Source organism: Sphingobacterium sp. UBA7253 (assembly GCF_002472745.1).
GTDB lineage: Bacteria > Bacteroidota > Bacteroidia > Sphingobacteriales > Sphingobacteriaceae > Sphingobacterium > Sphingobacterium siyangense.
This window is the reverse complement of the sequence record NZ_DKSP01000102.1, coordinates 19079-40122: the sequence shown is the minus strand read 5'-3', so window position 1 is coordinate 40122 and position 21044 is coordinate 19079. Positions and strand designations below refer to the sequence as shown.

Sequence of the window (21044 nt, the reverse complement as noted above, 5' to 3'; positions counted from 1 at the left end):
GTAATTCTTTTATAGCTAAAACAACTAAATCCGGATCGCTAATCTGTACCAAATGAGCACTATGTTAAGTATATTATACCGAGGGTAGTGCTGGTAAGTCTACCGTTTATAAAATTGATGGCGCAACGGCTGTGGCCTCGGCTGGCTAAACCACCGATGGTAAGGCGGCGATAAGGGGTGTTTACAGAATCCCTGTAAATAATTAGCGGACTCACATTTTTTTCAAACAAACAAGGTCTTCCTAAGCAGGAAGACCTTGTTTGTTTGAAAAGGTTGTGAATCAATTATAATGTACTTGGTTTTCACTATCTGAGATAGACTGTATTGACACTGTATAGGGATTGTCTACCTTCTGTCCACCGCTATAATTGTGATGTTAGGATGGTTTTAAGCTAATTTTGGACTTGTAGTTAAATGCCATTTTGGATCTTATGCCTTAAGATTAAATTGTTCGCAACACTTGGGGAATGCGATGTGTGCTGCATGTCAGGGCGATGGAAATTAGGGGGTACCTTGCTGGAAAATGATGTTGAAATATGAAAAGGATGTATAAAATAGTATATTTTTTGCTTGCTGTATTTAGCTTATTAAGTTGTAAGCAGTCGGATAATTTACCGCTGGAGATGAGTGATATTTCACTTAAAATAGGGGTTCGAGCTGCCCATGCTGGTCTGAGTAATTCAAGTGTATGGGCCGATGGTGACGAGATGGGATTATTTATGATGGCGAGTGGACAAAGCAATCTGTCCTTGGGCATGGAATACAATCGTAAATATACCTATAGTGCTGGTGGAGCCGCTTTCTTTTTATCGGGCCAACCGATTTATTATCCAACTACAGGGCAGGTTGATATTGTGGCTTATGCGCCCTATCGCCAAGTAACTGGTAATACACTTTCCATAGATCTTTTGGATCAACATGATTTAAGGAGCCTAGATCTACTTTATAGCAATAGTAGTATTGGAATTGTGAAGAGCAAGGAGGAGGTGGATCTCAATTTTAAGCATATACTTTCCAAGATCAACTTTAACTTGACTGCTGGTTTGGGGGGTTCTCCTGTCGTACTCTCATCAGCGCAGATTTCTCTCGCAGGCTTTTCTTCCGACGCTACCTTCAATTTGGCGACTGCAGTCCTGCACAATGCGAATGCCTCGGGCACAATTCATGTGGGAACTAATCGTTCGGCTATCCTGCTACCTCATACCGGAACCGGTGGTCGGGTGTTAACCATTCAACTTGGAACGCAACAGATGCATTATACTTTTCCGGTAACTGATGCATTTGAGCAGGGAAAGGAATATAATTATACCATTACCGTTAAGAATAAAGAGATAGAAGTGCAACGTGCAGCTATTACCGATTGGCAAACAATAGGTCAGGTTACGGAGACCGATCCGGTTGCTGCTGACCTGGTGTGGATACCCGAAGGTAGTTTTCTGATGGGAAGCCCCAATACCGATACAGATGCCAGTGCCAATGAAAAGCCACAACACTGGGTGCGTTTTGAAAAAGGATTTTACATGAGCAAATATCTGGTTACAATTCAAGATTACTGTGATTTTATTAATGCGAGCAATGTAACCATACCTTCCAGCGGGTATATCGCTAATGTGCCGCTCAATGGGAATTGGGTCAGGGGATTTGTCGCTAATAATCAGTATAATGTACCTCGCTACAATGGGACGAAATGGGTTCCCCCGGCTGGTTTTGAACATTATCCTATGATGTTACTTACGTTTGACGGGGCTTTGGCTTATGCGAAATGGGCTGGAGGTACCTTGCCTACTGAGGCACAATGGGAGTATGCCTGTCGTTCGGGGACAGCAACGCGATGGTCTTTTGGTGATGATGAGAATCAGTTGGCCAATTATGCTTGGTATAATCAAGGTAGTTCACAGTTTGACGTTGGAAGTAAGTTGCCTAATCCTTGGGGGCTATATGATATGCATGGTTTGGTGGCAGAATATTGTTTTTCAGCGGGTGATTACCCGCCTGGCGCACAAAATCAAACGGATGCACTCCTTGGACCGGGACCGGCCAACGAGGCAGAAGCGAATCATGCGTTTCGAGGAGGAAGTTATGACATGGCGAGTTTTACAGCAACTCAGACGAGAGCTGCCTACCGTTCATTGAGAGAAGCTTCTTATTTCAGTAACATGCTAGGTTTTCGCATTGTTATTAACCCTTAATTTATACAACATAGCACCGAATTATGTATAGTAACCTCATAACAGTTTTAAGTAGAAAATATTTGTTTCAATTTTTTCTGTGTTGTTTTATGCTGATGTCCTGTCAGGAGAAATTAGATTTGGCTGTCATAGATCCTAATTCGGGGCGTGGGAATATGGCGTTTCAGATTGGAATCATCAATAACACGAAAGTTGATGATAATCAAAAAAATGTGACAAAAGCCACTTTGCAGTCCAGTAAATCGAACGGTAATATGGCATTAACTCCCCCAGTGTCTGCGAGCGATTTTACCGCAAGTTTTAGCGCTGGCGATACGATAGGCATCTTTGTTGTGCCAGCGGGTCAACCATTAACTGCTGGAAATAGCCTGATCGCTAATGCCAAATTGTCTTTTAACGGTACTAAATGGATGGGTGCCGTCAATTGGCCAGCAGGTACCAGTTTTGATTTTTACGCTTATTACCCTTATCGTGCGGGGCTGACAAATCCTGCTTCAATCAGTTTCTCGGTCAAGAAAGATCAAACTATATGGTCGGATTTTCAACAGAGTGACCTGATGTTTGCAAAAGCCGAAGCCATCAACTTGGGCGCTACGGTGCAGCTTGATTTTAAACATCTGTTGAGTTTGGTACAGGTAGAGCTTGAAGCAGGAACGTCGAAAGCCTCTAGTCCGGATGTTGATATGGTCGTTAACCTGACGAATATTATTTGTGATGGGCATTTGGCGCTAGCGAGCGGCACTTTCACCCCGCTATCCGGGCAGCAGAGTAGTGTACGTATGTATCGCGTGGAGCAGCCCGATGATACCGATTATGAAACGAAGTTTACCTATCGTGCACTTTTGCCAGCTCAGATGCTTGAGGCTGGGAAGCGGAGCTTATTTCTGAGTCAATCGGGTCAATCCTATATCCAGCAGCAGAAGAGCTCTTTACAGCTTTTAGGGGGCACCTCACATCGGATAGACGTGCCTCAACTCAAAAATCTCTGGCGAGCGGTATGGATTCCTGCAGGTACTTTTCAAATGGGTAGCCCAGCTACTGACCCCTATGCAGATGCGAATGAAAAGCCACGGCATTGGGTAAAATTGACCAAAGGTTTCTATATGAGCAGGTATGAGGTTACCGTTGCCGAGTATGCTGATTTTCTAAATGCGATGAATATCGTTGGAGGGGGACTTTCTGTACATGTCCCGCTCGATGGAAATATGGTACTCGCTTTTTCCGTATTTCAAAATCTAGTAAGTCAGCCTCATTACATAGATGGAAAATGGAAAGCATTACCAGGTAGTGAAAATGTGCCTATGGCGGTTGTATTTTTTGAGGGAGCCAAAGCTTATGCAGCCTGGGCAGGAGGTGCGTTGCCTACGGAAGCGCAATGGGAGTACGCCTGCCGTGCGGGTACGGAAGATCGCTGGTTTTTTGGCGATGACCCTGCCCAAATTAACAGTTATGCTTGGACTAACCTGCAAGGGACGGGGCTAAAAAGTGCCGCTGTTGGTACCTTGAAACCCAATAGATGGGGATTGTATTATACCTATGGCAATGTAGCGGAATGGTGTCTCAGCAATGGTCCCTATCCGTCTACTGCAACGACAATGGAAACAGCTGTTGTAGATCCATCCATTCCGGATGCTACATCAACTAACCGCTTTGCGCGCGGGGGGAACTTTAATAATGGTTTGATTTATGCGCGCTCAGCGGCTAAAATACAATCGTTGGTTTCTTCTTCGACCTACCTTATCGGATTTCGTATAATAAAGTATAGATAAAATAAGCTTGTCTTAAGACCATAGCGTATTGCCGTAAATCACACTGTCATAACTAATAAATTAAAAAGTGAAAATTAAATATGAAAACACAATTGTTAACAGCCTTTTCGGCAGCAGTCCTGTTACTCGGGGCCTGCGCCAAAAATGATACACCTGATGTGGAACATGAGGTGATCAATTTCAGTGGACAAATTAGTCAGCTTAAAGCAACAAGTAACCGTTCGGGGGCGAGTACAGTATGGGCTTCGGGCGATCAGATCGGTATTTTTATGGTTAATCATGGGACCACGACCATAAGCGAAAATAGCAGCAATCGCCAGTACAACTTTAATGGGACTCTATTTGCTCCAGCAACGGGACAGGGGATTTATTACCCTGTTTCGGACAGCAAAGTGGATTTTGTAGCGTATTATCCTTTTGTACCCACAGCTTCTTTGTCGACAGTGCAGCCAATCGATGTTTCCTCGCAAAATGACCTGAGCAAAATTGATTTTCTTTGGAGCAAAGCAACAAATGGCGTGAATGGATTCAATAAAAGCTCCGGAACTCAGGTTCCACTCGTTTTTGACCATAAGCTCAGTAAAGTGGTTATCAAACCTACTGCAGGAACTGGTCTGGATGCTTCCAACGCTGATTGGTCCGCGATGGGAGTTAAGATAAAGGGTATGCAAACCATGTCGAGCATTGACCTGAGCACAGGGACACTGGGAGCAGCAAGTGGCCCTGCAGATATAAGCCCCTTTGTAAAAGCTAGCGGATCAGCCTATGAAGCTATTGTGCTTCCGGCTACCTACGCAACGGCCGGAGCTGTGCGCTTCACCTTTGAGATAGGTAACGATACCTATGCTTGGGCAAGTCAGGCGAACGAACAATTCGAGCCTGGCAAAGAATATACTTATACGATTACAGTGCATAAAACAGGCGTCGTATTGGGCAATGTAACCATTAAAGATTGGGATACCGTTAGCCGTACAGGTACGGCAGATTAAACTTGGACCTACTCTTTAAATTGTATTTTTCCATTTGGGCTGATTAATAGGATAATCGGCCCATTTTCTTTTTTATCAGGAAGAATAAGTGGCCCCCAATTTTTTTTTAAGGCGCTGTTTCGCTTTTTTTATACCCTCTATAGAGATGCAAAGAAGCTCACTCATACTCGCATTACTCAGCTCAAGCTTCTGTAAGGCTAATATACGGAGGTCGTTTTCGGTAATTTTTGCATGTTCATCTTTCATCTGTTGTAAATAGTCAGGGTATACCTGGTCAAACGTATGCCTAAACCTTGCCCATCGGTCGTCTGTCATAATATGTGTTTCCATTAAGGCATTGAGGTTCGCTTTTACTTCGGCAATATAGGTTGGATTTTGATTCTCTTCCTTTTTTAATTCCTCACGCAGCTGTTGAATCGTGATGTCATTTTGCCTGACAGTATCCGTAAATTCGCTGAGCGAGTTTTTTAATATGAGGAGTTCTTGATCGACAAGCTGCTTCTTGTGGTTAAGTTGGAGTTGTTCCCTTTCAAGATTTGCGTTACGTATTTTGATGTTTGCCCTCGACCTATTGATTAATAGAATAACGATAGCAAAAATTAAGACAAGTAGAAGACTCATAAATTGATAAGTACTTTTTACTTTTTGTCTTTTCTCTGCTTCGGACAGCAAGGCGCGGTTATATTTTTCCTGTTCACTCTCCCAGATGATTTTCTGCAACTCTTTGATATTTGTTCTTTTCTCCAATGAATCTCTCAACAATATATAGCGGTTTAAATAGTGAAGTTGTTTGCTCTGCTGTCCTAATCCATGCGAAATCGCAGCTAATGATTTGGCTGCATCCATCTTATATTTCAGAAAGTAGGGTTTGTCTTCCATAAGATGTTCACTCGCCTCTATATGTTTTTTTGCAAGTTGCCATTCCTGCTGGTCAATATACCAGCTTGCTAAAATTAGATTTGCCCGCATGGCATCATTGGGCTCGTGATACCGTAATGAGAGGTCAATATTTTGTTTGACCAGTTCGATTGCTTTTTTTTTATCTCCTGCTTCCCAACTATAATCCGCCATGTTGCCGGATATAATTCCAATCCACACAGAATCTTTTGCTTGTTGAGCTTCGGCCATGGCCTGTTTTAGGTATTTAAGCGCTTCAGGAACAGGATTGTCTACCGATAGGTAGACAGCTATTGAATTGAGTAGATCAATCCGTGCTCTTGAAGCAGGTCTTGCAAAAGGCAAAGCTTCATGAAGATAGTTTACAGCTTTTTTCTGGTCGCCGATATGATTAAAAAAGCTCGCCATAAATTGATAGTGTTTTACGGGCAATGGTATTTTTTTTCTGTCTATTCTGGCATTTAGATCATTGGCTCGTAAGAAATAAGGGAAAGCATCGATGACCTTGCGGTATACGAAATTATAATAGCCCTGTCGTATATTTCCGATCATCTCCAGTTCTGGGTTTGGATGCGCTTCGATTAAGTTTCTGGCGTATTTGTAATATTGGTCAGAAAGAGCATTTGTATGGTCGAAAGCAACGGAATAACCATCTGCCATGAGCATATAATAGGCCCATTCTAGGGGAATACTGTTGTGCTGTTTGGCTAATGTTTTTATGGGCTCTAATTCCTTTTTCAATAAAGTGGTGTCGCGATTAAAGTGGCTTGGAAGGTTTAACACGGCTTCTATCTGCTGCAATGGATTTTTTATGGCTTGTATTTGGGTGATAGACTGTGCATTTAGTAAGTCAGTGCTTTTAAAAAATATAATGAGTATAAGTGAAATGTAATACCAATAGACTTTCATCCTCAATAGCGTGAATTTAACGGTTAATATGAATAAAACCACCTTAACTAATTTAATAAGGCAATTTTCGTGTAAAGATAATAAAAATATTTAAGCTTAATAGATGCTTCCTTTTATCTGAGCCTAATATGTGCTTCATCTGTTAAATTAATCGCATGGCGATCGGTTTTAAAAATCCGCCTGGACTTACCAAGCGGATTTTTAAGTTAAAAAAGAGAACTTAGTTGATAAGAAGTGTGTCTGTATAAGACGCTGTAAATACATCAATTGCATTCTTGACAGGTATAAATGAAGACTTCAAAAGTACTTTCTCACCTGTTTTCCAATTTGGTAATACGATCTTCAGCGAATCAGGATGCAAAGACAGATTTACTCTTAAACCGAGGTTATTTGTATAACTAGTTTGGTATCTACATTGATTGTATCGGTGTTTGCGGCAAAGTTGAGAGTTAAATTTGTCAAATTTAAACTACTTGTCGTAAATCTTCTATTCCGCAGTGAGCTCACATATAGGGGACCATATACTTTTACTGCTGTCAATGTCTGGCCTACCGATTTATTTCCGGCTCCATCCATCGTGTACAATGTGAAATCCTGGATATATTCACCAAGATTGGACAAGATTACCTTGACGGTATCTTTGGCCATTTCATTATTTGCAGGGATTACAAGTGAATCTCGCTTGCTATTCATATACTGAAGGGAAAAGGGAATTAACGGACGGAAGTCGTGTATATCTTGGTGGGGATCGCATCAATCCACCTAAGATAACGGGCTCTATTACCGTAAATCCAATGAAAAAATGGTCGCTTACAACGCAAATGATCGCTACTTCGGGCCGAAATCGTTTTGAACCTGTTAATGGATTGTACAGCTATGGAACAGGACCTATCCGATCATTCACAACCTTCAATTTCTCCAGTAAATATCAGATCAACACACAATCGCTAATACGCCTGGGAATCGAAAACATATTCAATAAGGATTATTACACGGTGATCTCGCAATGGCAGTCAAATAATATGAATTATGTGAAAGGCAATGGAACTCGTCTCAATTTGAGTCTGCCGCATTCCTTTTAGTCAATTTTTGATGGGTTTGCACAAGTGTGCTTACTACCTCGGAAAATTTCTACATTTTTCTATACGCGAGCGGAGACAATCCGACTGATCGCTTAAAGTATCTGCCGAAAAAAGATTGTGAAGGGAAGTTAAGCTCATTACTGATCTGCTGTATAGTCATAGGCGTAGACTTCAACAGCGCTTTAGCTTCCCACACAACATAATCATCAATCCATTGCTTGGCAGACAGACCATTGTGTTCTTTGATCACCTTGGATAAGTACTTTGGAGTTACACATAGCTTATCTGCGTAGAATTCTATGCCCCGCTCTTGTTTGAAATTGTCCTGTACCTGATTTAGGAAGTTTTCAACCAGTTCTTCCAATCGGGGCTTTTTTTCCTGTTGTGTATGACGTTCGATGTTATGGGCATTGTAACCAAACCCGTAAAAATAGGCTTTTGTTAGGTGTTGAAGAATTTTTGTGGTATAAGGATTATCTGTTTCCAGCACTTTTTGCACTGTTTTAAAATAATCAGCCAAACTCGTTAGTTCTGCATCTTTTAATGCAATAAAAGGTTGATTATGCAAAGAAAGAAAAACGGGTAGATGCTCTTCGATATTAAGACTTGAGGTAAATGTCTTTGACATGACTATAAAAAGTGCAGAAAAATCGTCACTCACATTTTCTATGGTTACAGTATGCCCCGCGAGGAGTACAATAAGAGAGGGGGCACCCGTTTCAAAGTAGCGCATATTTGAATGTCCTTTCAAATGACCTTCACAGCAAATAATACTTATGGTGACATCCAATTTCACCGGAAAATTAAGTCGTTCAATCGTGGGTGTCTCCAATAAAATGAAATCCTCATTATGGTTATGCTGTTTCAAGTTTTTATTGTGCGTAAATGGCAACGTCATTTCCATAATAGTCAAGTATTGTTATTCAAATGTATTGTTTTATATTGAAAAAACGACTTTTTGGACAATTTTGCCTTCTTATAGAGCTTCCCAGCCTCTTTAAATGCATCTACATTTGTCACATAAATTTTAAATGAAATTATTCGTGATGAAAAAACTATTATTAATTGGATTGGTCTTGGCAATGGCACAGGTATCCGCTGCTCAAGGTTTGGGCGGAATTTTTCAAAGGCTTTCTTTTGGTTTAAAGGCTGGGGGGAACTACAGTAACTTTACAGGTGCGAACTTCGATACTGAAGGACTCGCAGGATTCAACGGGGGGCTTCTTGTCAATTTTAAGCTTACAGACAAGTGGTCTGTTCAAGAGGAATTTTTGTATTCAATGCAGGGTGCAAAAATCACAGACAATGTGTTCGGAACGCATAAGGACCTGAAGTTATCCTATATGTCCGTTCCGATCCTCGTAAAATATCGATCGGCTATCGGTCTTTATGCGGAAGTTGGCGCGCAGGCCAATCTATTGATGAAAGATGCAAAAAATACAGGCTTTGTGGATTTTGCAGATAAGATTGATGCGGGTGCTGTTGCAGGTTTGGGTTATGAATTTACGAAAGGTCCAGCTAAAGGTTTGGGCCTGGGAGCGAGATACTACCAGGGTTTTATGGATGTAGGTAAGTTTAATTCTACGACACTAAAATCTGATTTTAAGAATAGCGTGGCGCAGTTAAGTATCTTTTATATGTTCTAATCGGCTCGATAGGTCGTTTAGCGGTTAATTTATAAGTTAAGGCTCAATAAATGCGCATTAAATTGTTTTTTGAGTCTTAACTTTTTTGCGCATTCACGTGATATCCAAGCGATGGCTTGATTCCTATATGAACTGACATTTTTAATCCTTATTAAACGTAAAATATGCGCTTTAAAGAGATAGCTAATCTTTCGGTGGAGCATTCCGGATCGGGGACATGCATAAATAACAGGCTTTTGTTGTTAATGTATTCTTTACCTGTTCTTAATATTGTAGTTGTATTAAAGCATGATCTTTACAGCTGACGAAGAATTATTGATCTAGAGAGTATGCTTGTGAAAACGATAGACGCTATCCTATTAGAACGTCTGGTAAATGCAGATTACAGTGCTTTTGATGAGATTTATGAGCATCATTGGAGCACACTTTTCCGTATTGCAGTTAAGAAGTTGGGCGATGTGGATTTGGCTATGGATCTTGTTCAGGATCTCTTTGTGGACCTGTGGCAAAGAAGGGCCATGATCAATATTCATAGCGGATTGCGAGCCTATCTTATTTCGGCCCTATATCATAAGTTGTTTCAGTATTTCAGAAAGAAAGGTGTGCATGAAAAACATATTGAACAGTATAGCTTAATGATACAGGATGGTCTGCATGATATTTTTCCTATCGTGGACTATGAAGAGAATTACACAGACGTACTGATTGCGATTGAACAGTCTGTGGTGGAAATGCCCGACCGTATGCGCGTTGTTTTTAATTTGAAATACCAACGTAGTCTCAGTAATCATGAAATTGCGGAACAACTTGGCATATCGCTTCAAACTGTAAAAAACCAATTAAGTAAAGCGTTGAACCTTGTGCGCCAGCACATGCAGCAGCAACAGCTAAATCCGACAGTCTTCGTGTCCTTATCTCTTCTAGTCTTCTTTTAATCCTTATCCAAGGTGTTTTTAATTAAATTTTTTAAAATAAACTTTACATAAACTTAACGGTTTTTCGATGGTACGATCACCCAATTGGAGCAACTATAGGGTGTATGCAAGACAGAAAAAGGGAATTGGAGGAATTAATCCAAAAGTATTCATCAGGACAGATAAAGGATGAGGAACGGGCACATTTAATGTGTTGGTTGCAGGAACTTGATGTCTTAGAAGGGTACAAAGCTGATATGGAAGGGGTTCAAACGCGGATGAAAGAAAAGATAGACCTCCGTTTGCTAGCCACCGAAACACCTACTAAAATCGCACATCCACCTTGGTTGTTATGGGGTAAGGCTGCCGCAGTTGTTCTTTTTTGTTTTTCATTTGGATGGTACCTACTCGATCGGAATAGTGGCGGGGATGCCAAAGGCAAGCAGTCCGTTAAGGTCGAAAAAACGGTCGATAAGTCCAAAATGATAACCTATACTGTTGTACGGGATAGCACGATTTTATTGCAAGATGGCAGTAAAGTCCGTCTTTTGGCAAATTCTTCAATCTCCTTGATGCAACCCTTTCCAGAAAAGCAGCGCGCGATTCAATTGCAAGGAAAGGCTTTTTTTGAGGTGTCACACGATAAATCGCGCCCATTTACAGTTCTATCGGGCAATATCCTGACAACGGCTTTAGGAACTTCTTTTTGGGTTGTGCAGGAGGCCAAAAATAGGAAGCCTAGTGTGCGCCTGATCACAGGAAGAGTTTCCATTAAGGAGCGTGGCGAAAATGGGGAAGATAAGCTTCTTGCCTATTTGACTCCAGGGCAAACTTGGGCGGAAAAAGTTGTACAACCCAAAAAAGAACCTGTTTTGAAACTGGAAAAACCAGTGGAAGAGCTCGTACCAACAACATTGGAATTTCACCACAAGCCTTTGGCGGACGTGCTTCCTGCCTTGGCGTCTTTCTACCGCATAACGATTCTCTTTTCTCCGGATGATGTGTCAGGACTATCATTCTATGGTACATATACAACAGAAAATGAGGTCGCGCAGATTCTGCAAACAATCTGTATTGCAAATGAGCTCGAACTCAAGTTTAATACCGAAACAAATACCTATACGATCTTAAAAAACAGTCAATAAAATCCATAAAAAAACACTATTAAGCCTCCCTTTTTAGGGAGGCCAGGGAAAACTATGCTCAATTATTAATGAAAACTATGCAACAATTTTCAACAGGTAAAAGGCCAGCCAAGGGGGCTTTATTACTGCTACTAGCAATTGCTTTTGGCCAAAAGGGTTTTGCCCAACAAAGCGGGGAACTTGTTGTCATCGTGCAGGATGCGAAGTCAAAAGGTTTGGCCAATGCAACGGTGACCATAAAAAACCAGAATAGCAACCTGAAACGATCTGGTCAAGCCGATCAGCAGGGGAAAGCCATGTTCAATAATTTGCCGGTGGATAGCAACTATTGTATTTTGGTGACTTATACAGGACTACTGCCAAAAGAGGAGTGCCAGTATATTGTTACTTCCGGTAAAAGATCGAGCGTGGTGTTTCAACTCACAGACGCAGCCTCAAATCAAATGGACGAGGTGGTCGTTGTGGGGTATGGTACACAGAAAAAGACCAACCTGTCTGGTGCTGTAGATCAGATTAGTGGCGATGTGCTCGAAAGCCGGCCTATTTCCAATGCTGCGCAGGGGCTTCAAGGGATTTCACCCAACTTGAATATACAGTTCAACTCCGGAGCACCAGGAGCGGAACCTAAAATCAATATCCGTGGAATTACATCGATCAATGGTGGCGATCCATTAATTTTGGTAGATAATGTTCCTATTTCGGCAGCCGAATTGATCCGGATTGCGCCACAGGATATTGAATCATTTACGGTAATCAAAGATGCGTCGGCTGCGGCGATCTACGGGGCCCGTGCCTCCTTTGGGGTTCTGATCATCACGACAAAAACAGGGAAAGGCGATGTGAAAGTGAGCTATTCAAATAACTTTACATGGAATACCCCTACAGTAATGCCCGATAAAATAACGGATCCTTATGTATTTTCGAGACTATTGGAGACGTCCACCGATAATACACCCTGGGATAATGTCAACTATTCGGACCAGTTTTACCAATATGCGAAAGAGCGATCTGACAACCCTTCCATTGCCGGTGTGCGTATCAATCCTTCAGATTCCAAGCTCTGGGAATATATGGGTAACAGGGACTGGACACGTTATTTCTTATCCGACTGGAATGCAACAAATACACACGACCTGTCAATCTCGGGCTCAAATGAAAAAGTACAATACTATATCAGTGGTAGCTACAACCGGCAAAATTCGCCTGTTAAGCTCACGGAAGATTATTTTGACCGTTACAACCTGCGTTCGAAAGTAAACTATAGGCTTTCGGATTTCATTTCCTTTGGTAACAATACAGTGATCGGAAGTACACGTAGGCTTACGCCTTCGCAAATGAGTTTGCCCGATATCTACAATATTTTTCCAACTTCTTTTGATAAGAACCCGGATGGAACATGGGCCAATTCTTCGGCAGGTATTATTGCTGCCCAAATGGTGGATGGCGGTAAAAGTGATCGTAAACGTCTGGATGTACAATCTACCTTCAATACTGAGCTTCGCTTTTTTGGAAATAAATTCAAAGTCAATGCAGATTATACTTTCCAGCGTAATTCGTTAAACCGCAATTGGTACACCAAGCAATACGAAATCGGTTATGGTCCGGACGATGTCCGTAAAGAGGGGACAACAGGGGCTTATCGTGAAGCGGGTTTTTCCTATTATAATGTTTATAATATCTACGGTACTTACTTGCAATCTTTTAATAAGCATCAGGTTAATGCGATACTGGGTTTTAACCAGGAGGATTATCGGTATGAAGTGATCAGTGCAGAACGCGCCGGACTTATTTCAGAATCCTTTCCAACCATTCAGTTTGCAACAGGAACAATGAAAATGGGTGAAGCTATTGATACTTATGCCTTACGTGGTGCATTTTATCGGTTGAACTATACTTATGATGATAAATATATTGTTGAATTCAATGGTCGATACGATGGATCTTCCCGATTTCCGAAAAGTAAGCGTTTTGGCTTTTTCCCTTCGGGCTCAGCTGCCTGGCGTATAGACCGTGAAAAGTTTATGTCGTCTGTCGCTGGACTGGATTTATTGAAGCTGAGGGTATCTTACGGTCAATTGGGTAATCAGTCTGTGTCGAACTACGGCTACCTTCCTTCGATGGAAAAAAAGGATGCCGATTACTTGTTCGGAAGTGAACGGGGAATCTATATTGGTGTTCCACCTTTGGTTTCCCCCAATTATACCTGGGAGAAGGTCAATACCGTAAATTTTGGTTTGGACGTTGCGGTACTCAAAAATAAACTTTCGGCAAGTTTTGATTATTATTCCAGACGTACCTTGGGGATGTTGACACTGGGCAGAGATCTTCCCAATATTTTGGGTGCGAGTGAGCCACGGGAGAATGCTGCCGATCTAAAGACCAATGGCTGGGAATTGACTGTCAATTTTCAGGATCGTTTCGAGTTGGCTAACGCACCATTACGCTTCAATGCCAAATTATTGCTGTCAGACTCACAGTCCAAAATTACACGTTTTGACAACCCCAATAAAAGCATTCTGCAATATTATGAAGGCATGCAAATGGGGGAGATCTGGGGTTTGCAAAGTAACGGACTTTTCAAAGACGAGGCAGAGATTGCCAAGTTGGACCAGACTTCGATCATTCCCTGGGGCGCCTTGTCGATTGTACCGGGATGGCCTACCTATGTGGATCAGGATGGTAATGGTAAGATTGAAAAAGGATATACACTTGGCGATACCAAAGACCTCAAGATCATTGGTAACTCCACACCACGTTATCAATTTGGTATAGACCTGTCTGCAGATTGGAAAGGTTTTGACTTACGGACATTTTTTCAAGGCATTGGTAAACGCGATTATTATCCGTTGGACTACCTGTATTGGGGGACATACCAACAGCCTTATGGTAACTTTTATGGGCACTTGCTTGATTTCTACCGTCCGGGAAGTGATTCGGATATCGACCGTGCGAAACATTCGCAAGCTTATTTGAATTTGGGACTGGCCGATCAAAACCTCAATGCGGCTTACCCGATCTTACAGTCATGGCTTGCCGACCGTAACTTGGGTACCCGTATTGACCAGGCCCAGGGATTGGCCATTCCACAGACCAATTATTTGCTGAATGCGGCTTATCTACGTCTGAAAAACCTGACGATAGGGTATACCTTACCCAAATCTATTACTTCACGCGCCAAGATCAGTAACCTACGTGTTTATCTAAGTGGTGAAAATATCATCGAATGGTCTGCTGTGAAGCGCTATTTTGATCCGGAGACACTGAACGAAAATACGTATACCAATCCAACTGCAGGTTCGGACCGTGTAGGTAATGGTCTCACTTATCCATTTCAAAGAAGTTTTTCTGCAGGTATTCAAGTCACCTTTTAATTGCTTATCATGATAAATAAATATATAAAATTAGCCGTTGTATGTTCAGGTCTTTCTCTGCTTGGAAGCTGTAACGACAACTACTTGGATCGTGTTCCCGAGACTGCGATCAATAACGAAAATTTCTTCAATACAGCGACCGACCTAGAGTTGTATATCAATGGATTGTACAATTTTTCAGGAATAGGGATCTATCAATCGGATGCTACTACAGACAATGCAAGTACAACAGGCAATACGGAGATCAAAACCATTATGGCCGGTAATGCTTCTGCGGCGACGATCTCAGGAGGCTGGAATTGGGAACAGCTCCGCAAAATAAATTTCTTTCTACAGCATATGGGCAAGGCTAAGATCAGTGAGAGTGAAAAGGCACATTATGAGGGGCTAGGCCGTTATTTTCGCGCTCGGTTTTACGTAGAGAAAGTGCAGCGTTTCTCAGATGTGCCCTGGGTGGATAAAGCACTGGAGGTTGGAGATACGGATTATCTTTTTGCCAAGCGCGACCCACGAGCAACGGTGGTGCAGAAAATCATGGAAGATTTTGAGTTTGCCGCACAAAACGTACAGCCCCGAATAAAATCGGGTACGGTCAACAAGTGGGTGGTGCTGCAGGAATATGGCCGCTTTGCCCTGTATGAAGGAACTTACCGGAAATACCACAACGAACTGGAATTGAAAACCACGGCGACTGAATTTTTGAACAAAGCACAAGCGTTGAGTGATCAGCAGATGCGCGAGGGTGGTTTCAGTATATACAATACCGGTAAGCCCAATCAGGACTACGGCACTTTATTTTTTAGTGAAAATCTTGAAAACAACAAAGAGATCGTACTTGGACGCTTTTATGCCAACAATGTACTCAACGCAGATTCGTGGCCGGGTATGTTTGGTAATTATGAGTACTATCCTTTGCGTGATCTTGTGCAGGCCTACCTGATGAAAGATGGTTCATTTTATGCGGCGCAGCCAGGTTATGAAAAAAACACCTTCGTCAAAGAGTTCGAAAACCGCGATCCACGTCTGGCACAAACGTATGCTTATCCGGGATGGCAGTTGATTTATTCGCATACCTATGCGCAAGGGGCGGGACTGTATGTGCAGCAATTGGCCAAAAATTTCTCGGGCTACCATCAGATTAAAGGATTTCAGAATACGCTCAGTCTGGAAGCGCGCAATAATCTCGATATTCCTTTATATCGCTATGCGGAGGTTTTATTGAATTTTGCCGAAGCAAAGGCCGAGCTGGGACAGCTGACGCAAGCCGATCTTGATCGTAGTATTAATCTGTTGCGTAGACGTGCGGGTATGCCGGATATGGTGGTAGGCGTAGGTATCGATCCCGTTATGGCGACACGTTACTCCAATGTCGAAAGCAACCAGCGTAATCTCGTGCTGGAGATCAGACGCGAGCGTCGCGTTGAGCTGGCTTTTGAGGGATTCCGTTTCACGGATCTGATGCGTTGGAATGTAGGTGAATTGTTGAAGAACAAACGTGAGGGCATTTACTTCTCCGGATTGGGGCAGCATGATATGACCGGCGATGGTATTCCGGATATCGTATTGTTAGCTTCCTCATCGTCCATTCCGGCGGTGAAAGAGAAAAACAGTCTGGGGAGAGAATTGCAGTATTATCGTGTTGGCCGTTTTGGGCAGGATGTAGGCGTATTCTTATCGGAAGGGAATAATGGTACAGTCGAAACGATCGAAAATACAGGTACCTTTGAGGTGCCTAAATTCTACTATCGCCCCATACCGCAAGGGGAAATACTTTTAAATGATAATCTTAAACAAATATTTGGATGGTAATGAAAAATTCAATGACAAGGGCTTTATGTTTTCTGTTCCTCACATTATGTAGCCTTGGGAGGATCAGTGCACAGGAATTTAAGTTTGCATTTTTAACCGATCTGCATGTGCATAGCGATTCTACACTTGGGCAAGTGGAGCTACGGTTAAAATCGCTGTCACCTCAGGTGGAACTGCTGCTAAGCGGTGGTGATAATGTGGATATTGACAATCTGAAATCGGCTGATCTATCGGCTGGCGAGCAACGAATCAAGTCGTTGAAGGGACTTTTTGACCGCACTAAAAAGCCTTACCACATGGCTATAGGCAATCATGATCGTTTGCCGCGCGATTTGCGCGACGGCACTAATGATTTTGCGCTCTTTGAAAAGGCGTTTGGTCAGACCTATTACAGTTTTGACCATAAAGGCTGGAGGTTTATCGTGTTGAATAGTGTGGAAACCAAAGATAACCACTATGTTATTGGTGACAAGCAGCTGGCTTGGCTAAAAGATCTTGTCGAAAAAACAGGCAAAGATCAGCCTTTGGTGATTATCTCCCATGTCCCTTTTTTATCGGTTTATTATCCGGTTTTAGAGGGGCGTTATACAGCTGCAGATACTTTTACAAACCAAAAGCAGGTGTTTGATCTTTTTAAAGACCACAGCCTAAAGCTGGTCCTGCAGGGGCATATGCATTTGTATGAAGAGATTAAAGTTAAAGGGGTACAGTTTATTACAGCAGGAGCAGTATCGGGCAATTGGTGGCATGGAGCTTTTGAGGGGACTGCGCCCGGGCATCTCGAAGTGGATGTCCATGGGAAAGATTTCAGCTGGAGTTATGTGAAATAGAGAAACCTGTTTTTTAACTTTTGCTTAGTACAATAAGAAATAACCTCAGAGGTCATACGCTCTGAGGTTATTTTATTTTTACTTTTTTTGTCCTACTGACTTTTTCCAAGATATGCTATGAATTGTTTATTTAATAATTCGCATTCCTGCTGCTGCATAACTTGCCTCTTTCAGGAGAAACCCTGACACAGGCAAGTTAAAATACGTTATATTTACCTTATGGAGTTTGTACTTTCAATCGTTATCGCCACTATTTTTATTTTTTTGGCTTTGTTGCATTTTTTCTGGTTGCTCGGTGGACATTGGGGAATGGCTGTTGCCGTTCCGACCGATCTGAATGGCAGAAGGATATTTAATCCCACCCGGGTAGGCACTTTGCTGGTTGCTATCGGATTATTGATTTTTGCGTTTGTAATGGAGTTCGTTTTAAACGGGAACTTGAAAGCCTGAATAAAACGAACAAAGTGCCGGTACAAATTCCCGACAATCCGCGGATCGTCTATGCGACCGAACAGGATGTGCTGGAGCTTGAAAACGGTATTGTCCTTTTTGGATGGCCCAGCTGTCCCTGGTTTCGGAATGCCATAACGCCGCTGCTGGAATTTGCCCAGGAGGAAAAGGCGGCTATTTATTACCTCAATATTCACGATGTCCTAAATCCTTATACAGCTGTGGGGATTGATTCCATTAAACGGATTTCTTCGCCGACGGTATTATTTATTGAAAAAGGTAAAGGCGTGCATAAGGTTGTTTCTACGGTCGTTTCACAGACCGATCCGAAAATCAAGCTTGATAGTACACAGCGAAAGGAGCTAAAACAACGGTATCGCGCCTATTTTTTGGATGAACATATTATATAAATGATATTTCTTATAAAGTTGTTTGATAGGATTGTATATAAGTTCTAAAGATGGGTGCGGCCCGGAAAATAAATACTTTCAATGCAGGTAAAAATTTGTATCCAAGGGCATAAGTTATAGTAAAGGAATCAGTAGCTGAAAAAGCCATAAGGATACATGGTGTCAACATTATCGTAAATTAAATGGATAACATATGAAAAAAATAATCAATCTTGGACTTTTAGCGTTTGTTTTAACGACATTTACAGTCTCCTGCGGATCTGCAGGTAAAAAAAAGGATACTAGCAAATCGTTATCCGATTCTACTTCGTCAAAGCGCTCAAAAAAGGAACAACCCAATACAGGCTGCGACTAGGAGTGATTAAAAACTAGCTTATGCGAAAATTTGATGCAATTATTATTGGTTCGGGACCAAATGGACTGGCAGCAGCGATTACCCTTCAGCAGCAGGGGCTGAGCACGCTGCTGATTGAGGGTGCCGATACAATCGGTGGGGGAATGCGAACCAAGGAACTTACAATTCCGGGTTTCAAACATGATGTCTGTTCGGCGATTCATCCCATGGCTATGGCATCACCATTTTTCAGGAGTTTACCTTTGGAAGCATTTGGGCTATCTTTTGTTAAGCCTGAGTATGCGGCGGCACACCCTTTGGACGAAGGGGAAACGGGAATTCTTTACCATAGTCTTGCCGAAACGGTAGAGGGGTTGGGGGTGGATGGCGAAAGTTATCGTAAGCTGGTTGAAAAGGTCGTGACACATTGGGAGGGCCTTGCGGCCGATATTATGGGACCATTATCCTTTCCGAAGCATCCTTTGTCTTTAGCCTCGTTTGGGCTGGATGCACTTCAGCCGGCAAGCTGGACCGCAAAGCGCTTTACTTCCGTGCAGGCACAGGCTTTATGGGCAGGGATGGCGGCTCATGGAATTCAGCCCCTAGACAACTGGACAACTTCTGCAATTGCCATTGTACTTGCGGCGGTAGGCAACAAATATGGCTGGCAGATACCGATTGGCGGCTCACAATCCATTGCCAATGCGCTGTTAGGCTATTATCAATCGTTGGGCGGGGAGATCCAAACAGGTTTTTGGGTAGAGGATGTTCGCGATCTGCCGTCCCATAAAGTTCTACTCTGTGATATCACACCCCGGCAGTTGTTGCAGCTCAAAGGTATAGGTCTTGCTAGCGGCTACCGCAGGCGCCTCGAAGGCTTTAGACAGGGAATGGGGGTATTTAAAGTCGATTGGGCGTTATCAGAAAAGACGCCTTTTAAAGATCTGCGCTGTCAGCGTGCGGCTACGGTGCATTTGGGAAACACCTACGCCGAAATTGCCGAAAGCGAGCAGCGGAGCCATCTTGGGAAGCAAGTGGATAAGCCTTTTGTGCTGTTTGCGCAACAGAGTGCGTTTGATTCCAGTCGTGCTCCTGAAGGCAAGCATACGGGATGGGCGTACTGCCATGTTCCTAATGGGAGTAAGGTCGATTATACCGAAGCGATCGAAAATCAGATTGAGCGCTTTGCGCCGGGTTTTAAAGAAACCATTCTGGCCAAGCATAGCTTTTCTCCTATGGAGCTCGAAAAGTATAACCCAAATTACATCGGTGGTGATATCAATGGCGGTATTATGGATATTTCGCAGCTGTACAGTAGGCCCATTTTGGCTCTAAATCCGTACCGAACCTCGGTCGACACGATTTATCTCTGTTCATCATCGACGCCTCCGGGTGGTGGGGTGCATGGCATGTGTGGTTATCATGCTGCACGGACAGCGCTCAAGGAACATTTCGGTTTGCTGTTGTAAACCACGCCGAATAAGCATTTCCTTATCTGCCTCTGTTTGTGGCCCTTGTGGCTACAGGTTGGAAGAGAATACCTACTTGGATTTTAGGACAAAGGACAGTCTGTTATTCCAGGGAGCTACAAATTCTGCTGAATTACAAGCTGTACTTGCCCGGTTGCCACGGAATAAGTGATTTTAGCCGTTTTTTTATTTTTCTGCAGCATAAAGTCTTTAGAAAAAAATAAGCTAATGGCTGTGAGTTTCTAATTTCGGCAGTATTTTTGCTATATAGGGCTACGAAAACACCCCAAATAATATGTTGCATTAGGCCAAGATAATTTCTTGGCCTTTTGTATGTAATTCCCCCTTTAGTATGTAGACAATATCCCAGGTTGATACTTATGATGGCAATATCGGTTTCGATGTTGCTTTTTCTATCGCTAAATACTAAATAAGAAGAAATAAATCGATAAGAAGAAATAAATCGGTGCGTACGGCAAGTATAAACTTAGGAAAGACACTTTGGCCGGGGTAAGCTGGGCTCCTGAGGCAATAAAATGCCTACCAAGCTATGATGCCGAAAAAGGAAACTTTAACACAGGTCAGGCAAAAGTTCATCTTGCCATCGCACGGCGTACTACAGATGGATGGTATCCGGTGGGTAAAGTTGATGTGTTATAAAGAGAACAATGTGTAACTATCTATTTATATTAACTAGGTCAAATGTCTTATTAATATAGATTTATTATTTTTTATTTTTGATATTGTGCCAGTTTGTCAGCCGTATACATAGGTACTCAATAGGCTTTAAAGAAGTGTCTTGATTTCCGAAAGCAGTGTTTGTAAATAGGG

General features: G+C 42.4%; 17 protein-coding genes. 14 read left to right on the top strand and 3 right to left on the bottom strand.

The window, feature by feature from the left end; genetic code table 11:
• Positions 1-545 precede the first annotated feature (545 nt).
• The 3 genes from B2X72_RS09880 (at position 546) to B2X72_RS09870 (ending at position 4947) form a co-directional block, all read left to right on the top strand.
• Complete coding sequence (locus B2X72_RS09880; protein ID WP_286849435.1) at positions 546-2189, top strand: fimbrillin family protein; 1644 nt, start codon at positions 546-548, stop codon at positions 2187-2189.
• A gap of 23 nt (positions 2190-2212) precedes the next feature.
• Complete coding sequence (locus B2X72_RS09875; RefSeq protein WP_286849434.1) at positions 2213-3958, top strand: SUMF1/EgtB/PvdO family nonheme iron enzyme; 1746 nt, start codon at positions 2213-2215, stop codon at positions 3956-3958.
• 80 nt (positions 3959-4038) lie between these two features.
• Positions 4039-4947, top strand: a complete 909-nt coding sequence (locus B2X72_RS09870; RefSeq protein WP_286849433.1) for a fimbrillin family protein — start codon at positions 4039-4041, stop codon at positions 4945-4947.
• 75 nt (positions 4948-5022) lie between these two features.
• Here the strand turns inward: B2X72_RS09870 and B2X72_RS09865 are convergent, their stop codons facing one another.
• Both B2X72_RS09865 and B2X72_RS09860 read right to left on the bottom strand, forming a co-directional pair.
• A complete protein-coding gene (locus B2X72_RS09865; protein WP_088161383.1) occupies positions 5023-6753 on the bottom strand; it encodes a tetratricopeptide repeat protein in 1731 nt (576 codons plus the stop codon).
• A gap of 375 nt (positions 6754-7128) precedes the next feature.
• Positions 7129-7446: a DUF4998 domain-containing protein gene (locus B2X72_RS09860; protein ID WP_286849432.1), complete on the bottom strand. Its 318-nt coding sequence runs from the start codon at positions 7444-7446 to the stop codon at positions 7129-7131.
• On the opposite strand from B2X72_RS09860, the gene B2X72_RS09855 reads away from it, so the two are divergent.
• On the top strand, positions 7425-7835 hold the full coding sequence (locus B2X72_RS09855; RefSeq protein WP_286849431.1) for a TonB-dependent receptor: 411 nt from the start codon (positions 7425-7427) through the stop codon (positions 7833-7835). The genes B2X72_RS09860 and B2X72_RS09855 overlap by 22 nt on opposite strands.
• A gap of 49 nt (positions 7836-7884) precedes the next feature.
• On the opposite strand, the gene B2X72_RS09850 is transcribed toward B2X72_RS09855, so the two are convergent.
• On the bottom strand, positions 7885-8739 hold the full coding sequence (locus tag B2X72_RS09850; RefSeq protein WP_286849430.1) for a helix-turn-helix domain-containing protein: 855 nt from the start codon (positions 8737-8739) through the stop codon (positions 7885-7887).
• A gap of 142 nt (positions 8740-8881) precedes the next feature.
• On the opposite strand from B2X72_RS09850, the gene B2X72_RS09845 reads away from it, so the two are divergent.
• The 10 genes from B2X72_RS09845 to B2X72_RS09800 all read left to right on the top strand — a co-directional run bounded on the left by B2X72_RS09845 (position 8882) and on the right by B2X72_RS09800 (position 20213).
• Positions 8882-9481, top strand: coding sequence for a porin family protein (locus tag B2X72_RS09845; protein WP_286849429.1), 600 nt, complete (start codon positions 8882-8884; stop codon positions 9479-9481).
• Between the two features lie 335 nt (positions 9482-9816).
• A complete protein-coding gene (locus tag B2X72_RS09840; RefSeq protein ID WP_286849427.1) occupies positions 9817-10416 on the top strand; it encodes an RNA polymerase sigma factor in 600 nt (199 codons plus the stop codon).
• A gap of 104 nt (positions 10417-10520) precedes the next feature.
• Positions 10521-11540 carry a FecR family protein gene (locus B2X72_RS09835; RefSeq protein ID WP_286849426.1) on the top strand — a complete coding sequence of 340 codons (1020 nt, stop codon included), beginning with the start codon at positions 10521-10523 and terminating at the stop codon, positions 11538-11540.
• A 77-nt stretch (positions 11541-11617) separates the two neighbouring features.
• Positions 11618-14911: a SusC/RagA family TonB-linked outer membrane protein gene (locus B2X72_RS09830; protein WP_286849424.1), complete on the top strand. Its 3294-nt coding sequence runs from the start codon at positions 11618-11620 to the stop codon at positions 14909-14911.
• A 9-nt stretch (positions 14912-14920) separates the two neighbouring features.
• Entirely contained in the window at positions 14921-16720 is a 1800-nt protein-coding gene (locus tag B2X72_RS09825; protein ID WP_286849422.1) for a RagB/SusD family nutrient uptake outer membrane protein, read from the top strand.
• On the top strand, positions 16720-17550 hold the full coding sequence (locus tag B2X72_RS09820; protein ID WP_075992405.1) for a metallophosphoesterase family protein: 831 nt from the start codon (positions 16720-16722) through the stop codon (positions 17548-17550). The genes B2X72_RS09825 and B2X72_RS09820 overlap by 1 nt, the downstream gene beginning before the upstream one ends.
• A gap of 219 nt (positions 17551-17769) precedes the next feature.
• Positions 17770-18000, top strand: a complete 231-nt coding sequence (locus tag B2X72_RS09815) for a DUF3995 domain-containing protein (RefSeq protein WP_070566495.1) — start codon at positions 17770-17772, stop codon at positions 17998-18000.
• Between the two features lie 14 nt (positions 18001-18014).
• The gene (locus tag B2X72_RS09810; RefSeq protein WP_286849419.1) at positions 18015-18410 is read left to right on the top strand and encodes a hypothetical protein; all 396 of its coding nucleotides are present in this window, start codon (positions 18015-18017) and stop codon (positions 18408-18410) included.
• Between the two features lie 193 nt (positions 18411-18603).
• On the top strand, positions 18604-18765 hold the full coding sequence (locus B2X72_RS09805) for a hypothetical protein (protein WP_175442003.1): 162 nt from the start codon (positions 18604-18606) through the stop codon (positions 18763-18765).
• 20 nt (positions 18766-18785) lie between these two features.
• On the top strand, positions 18786-20213 hold the full coding sequence (locus B2X72_RS09800) for a phytoene desaturase family protein (RefSeq protein ID WP_286849417.1): 1428 nt from the start codon (positions 18786-18788) through the stop codon (positions 20211-20213).
• The last annotated feature ends 831 nt before the right edge of the window (positions 20214-21044 follow it).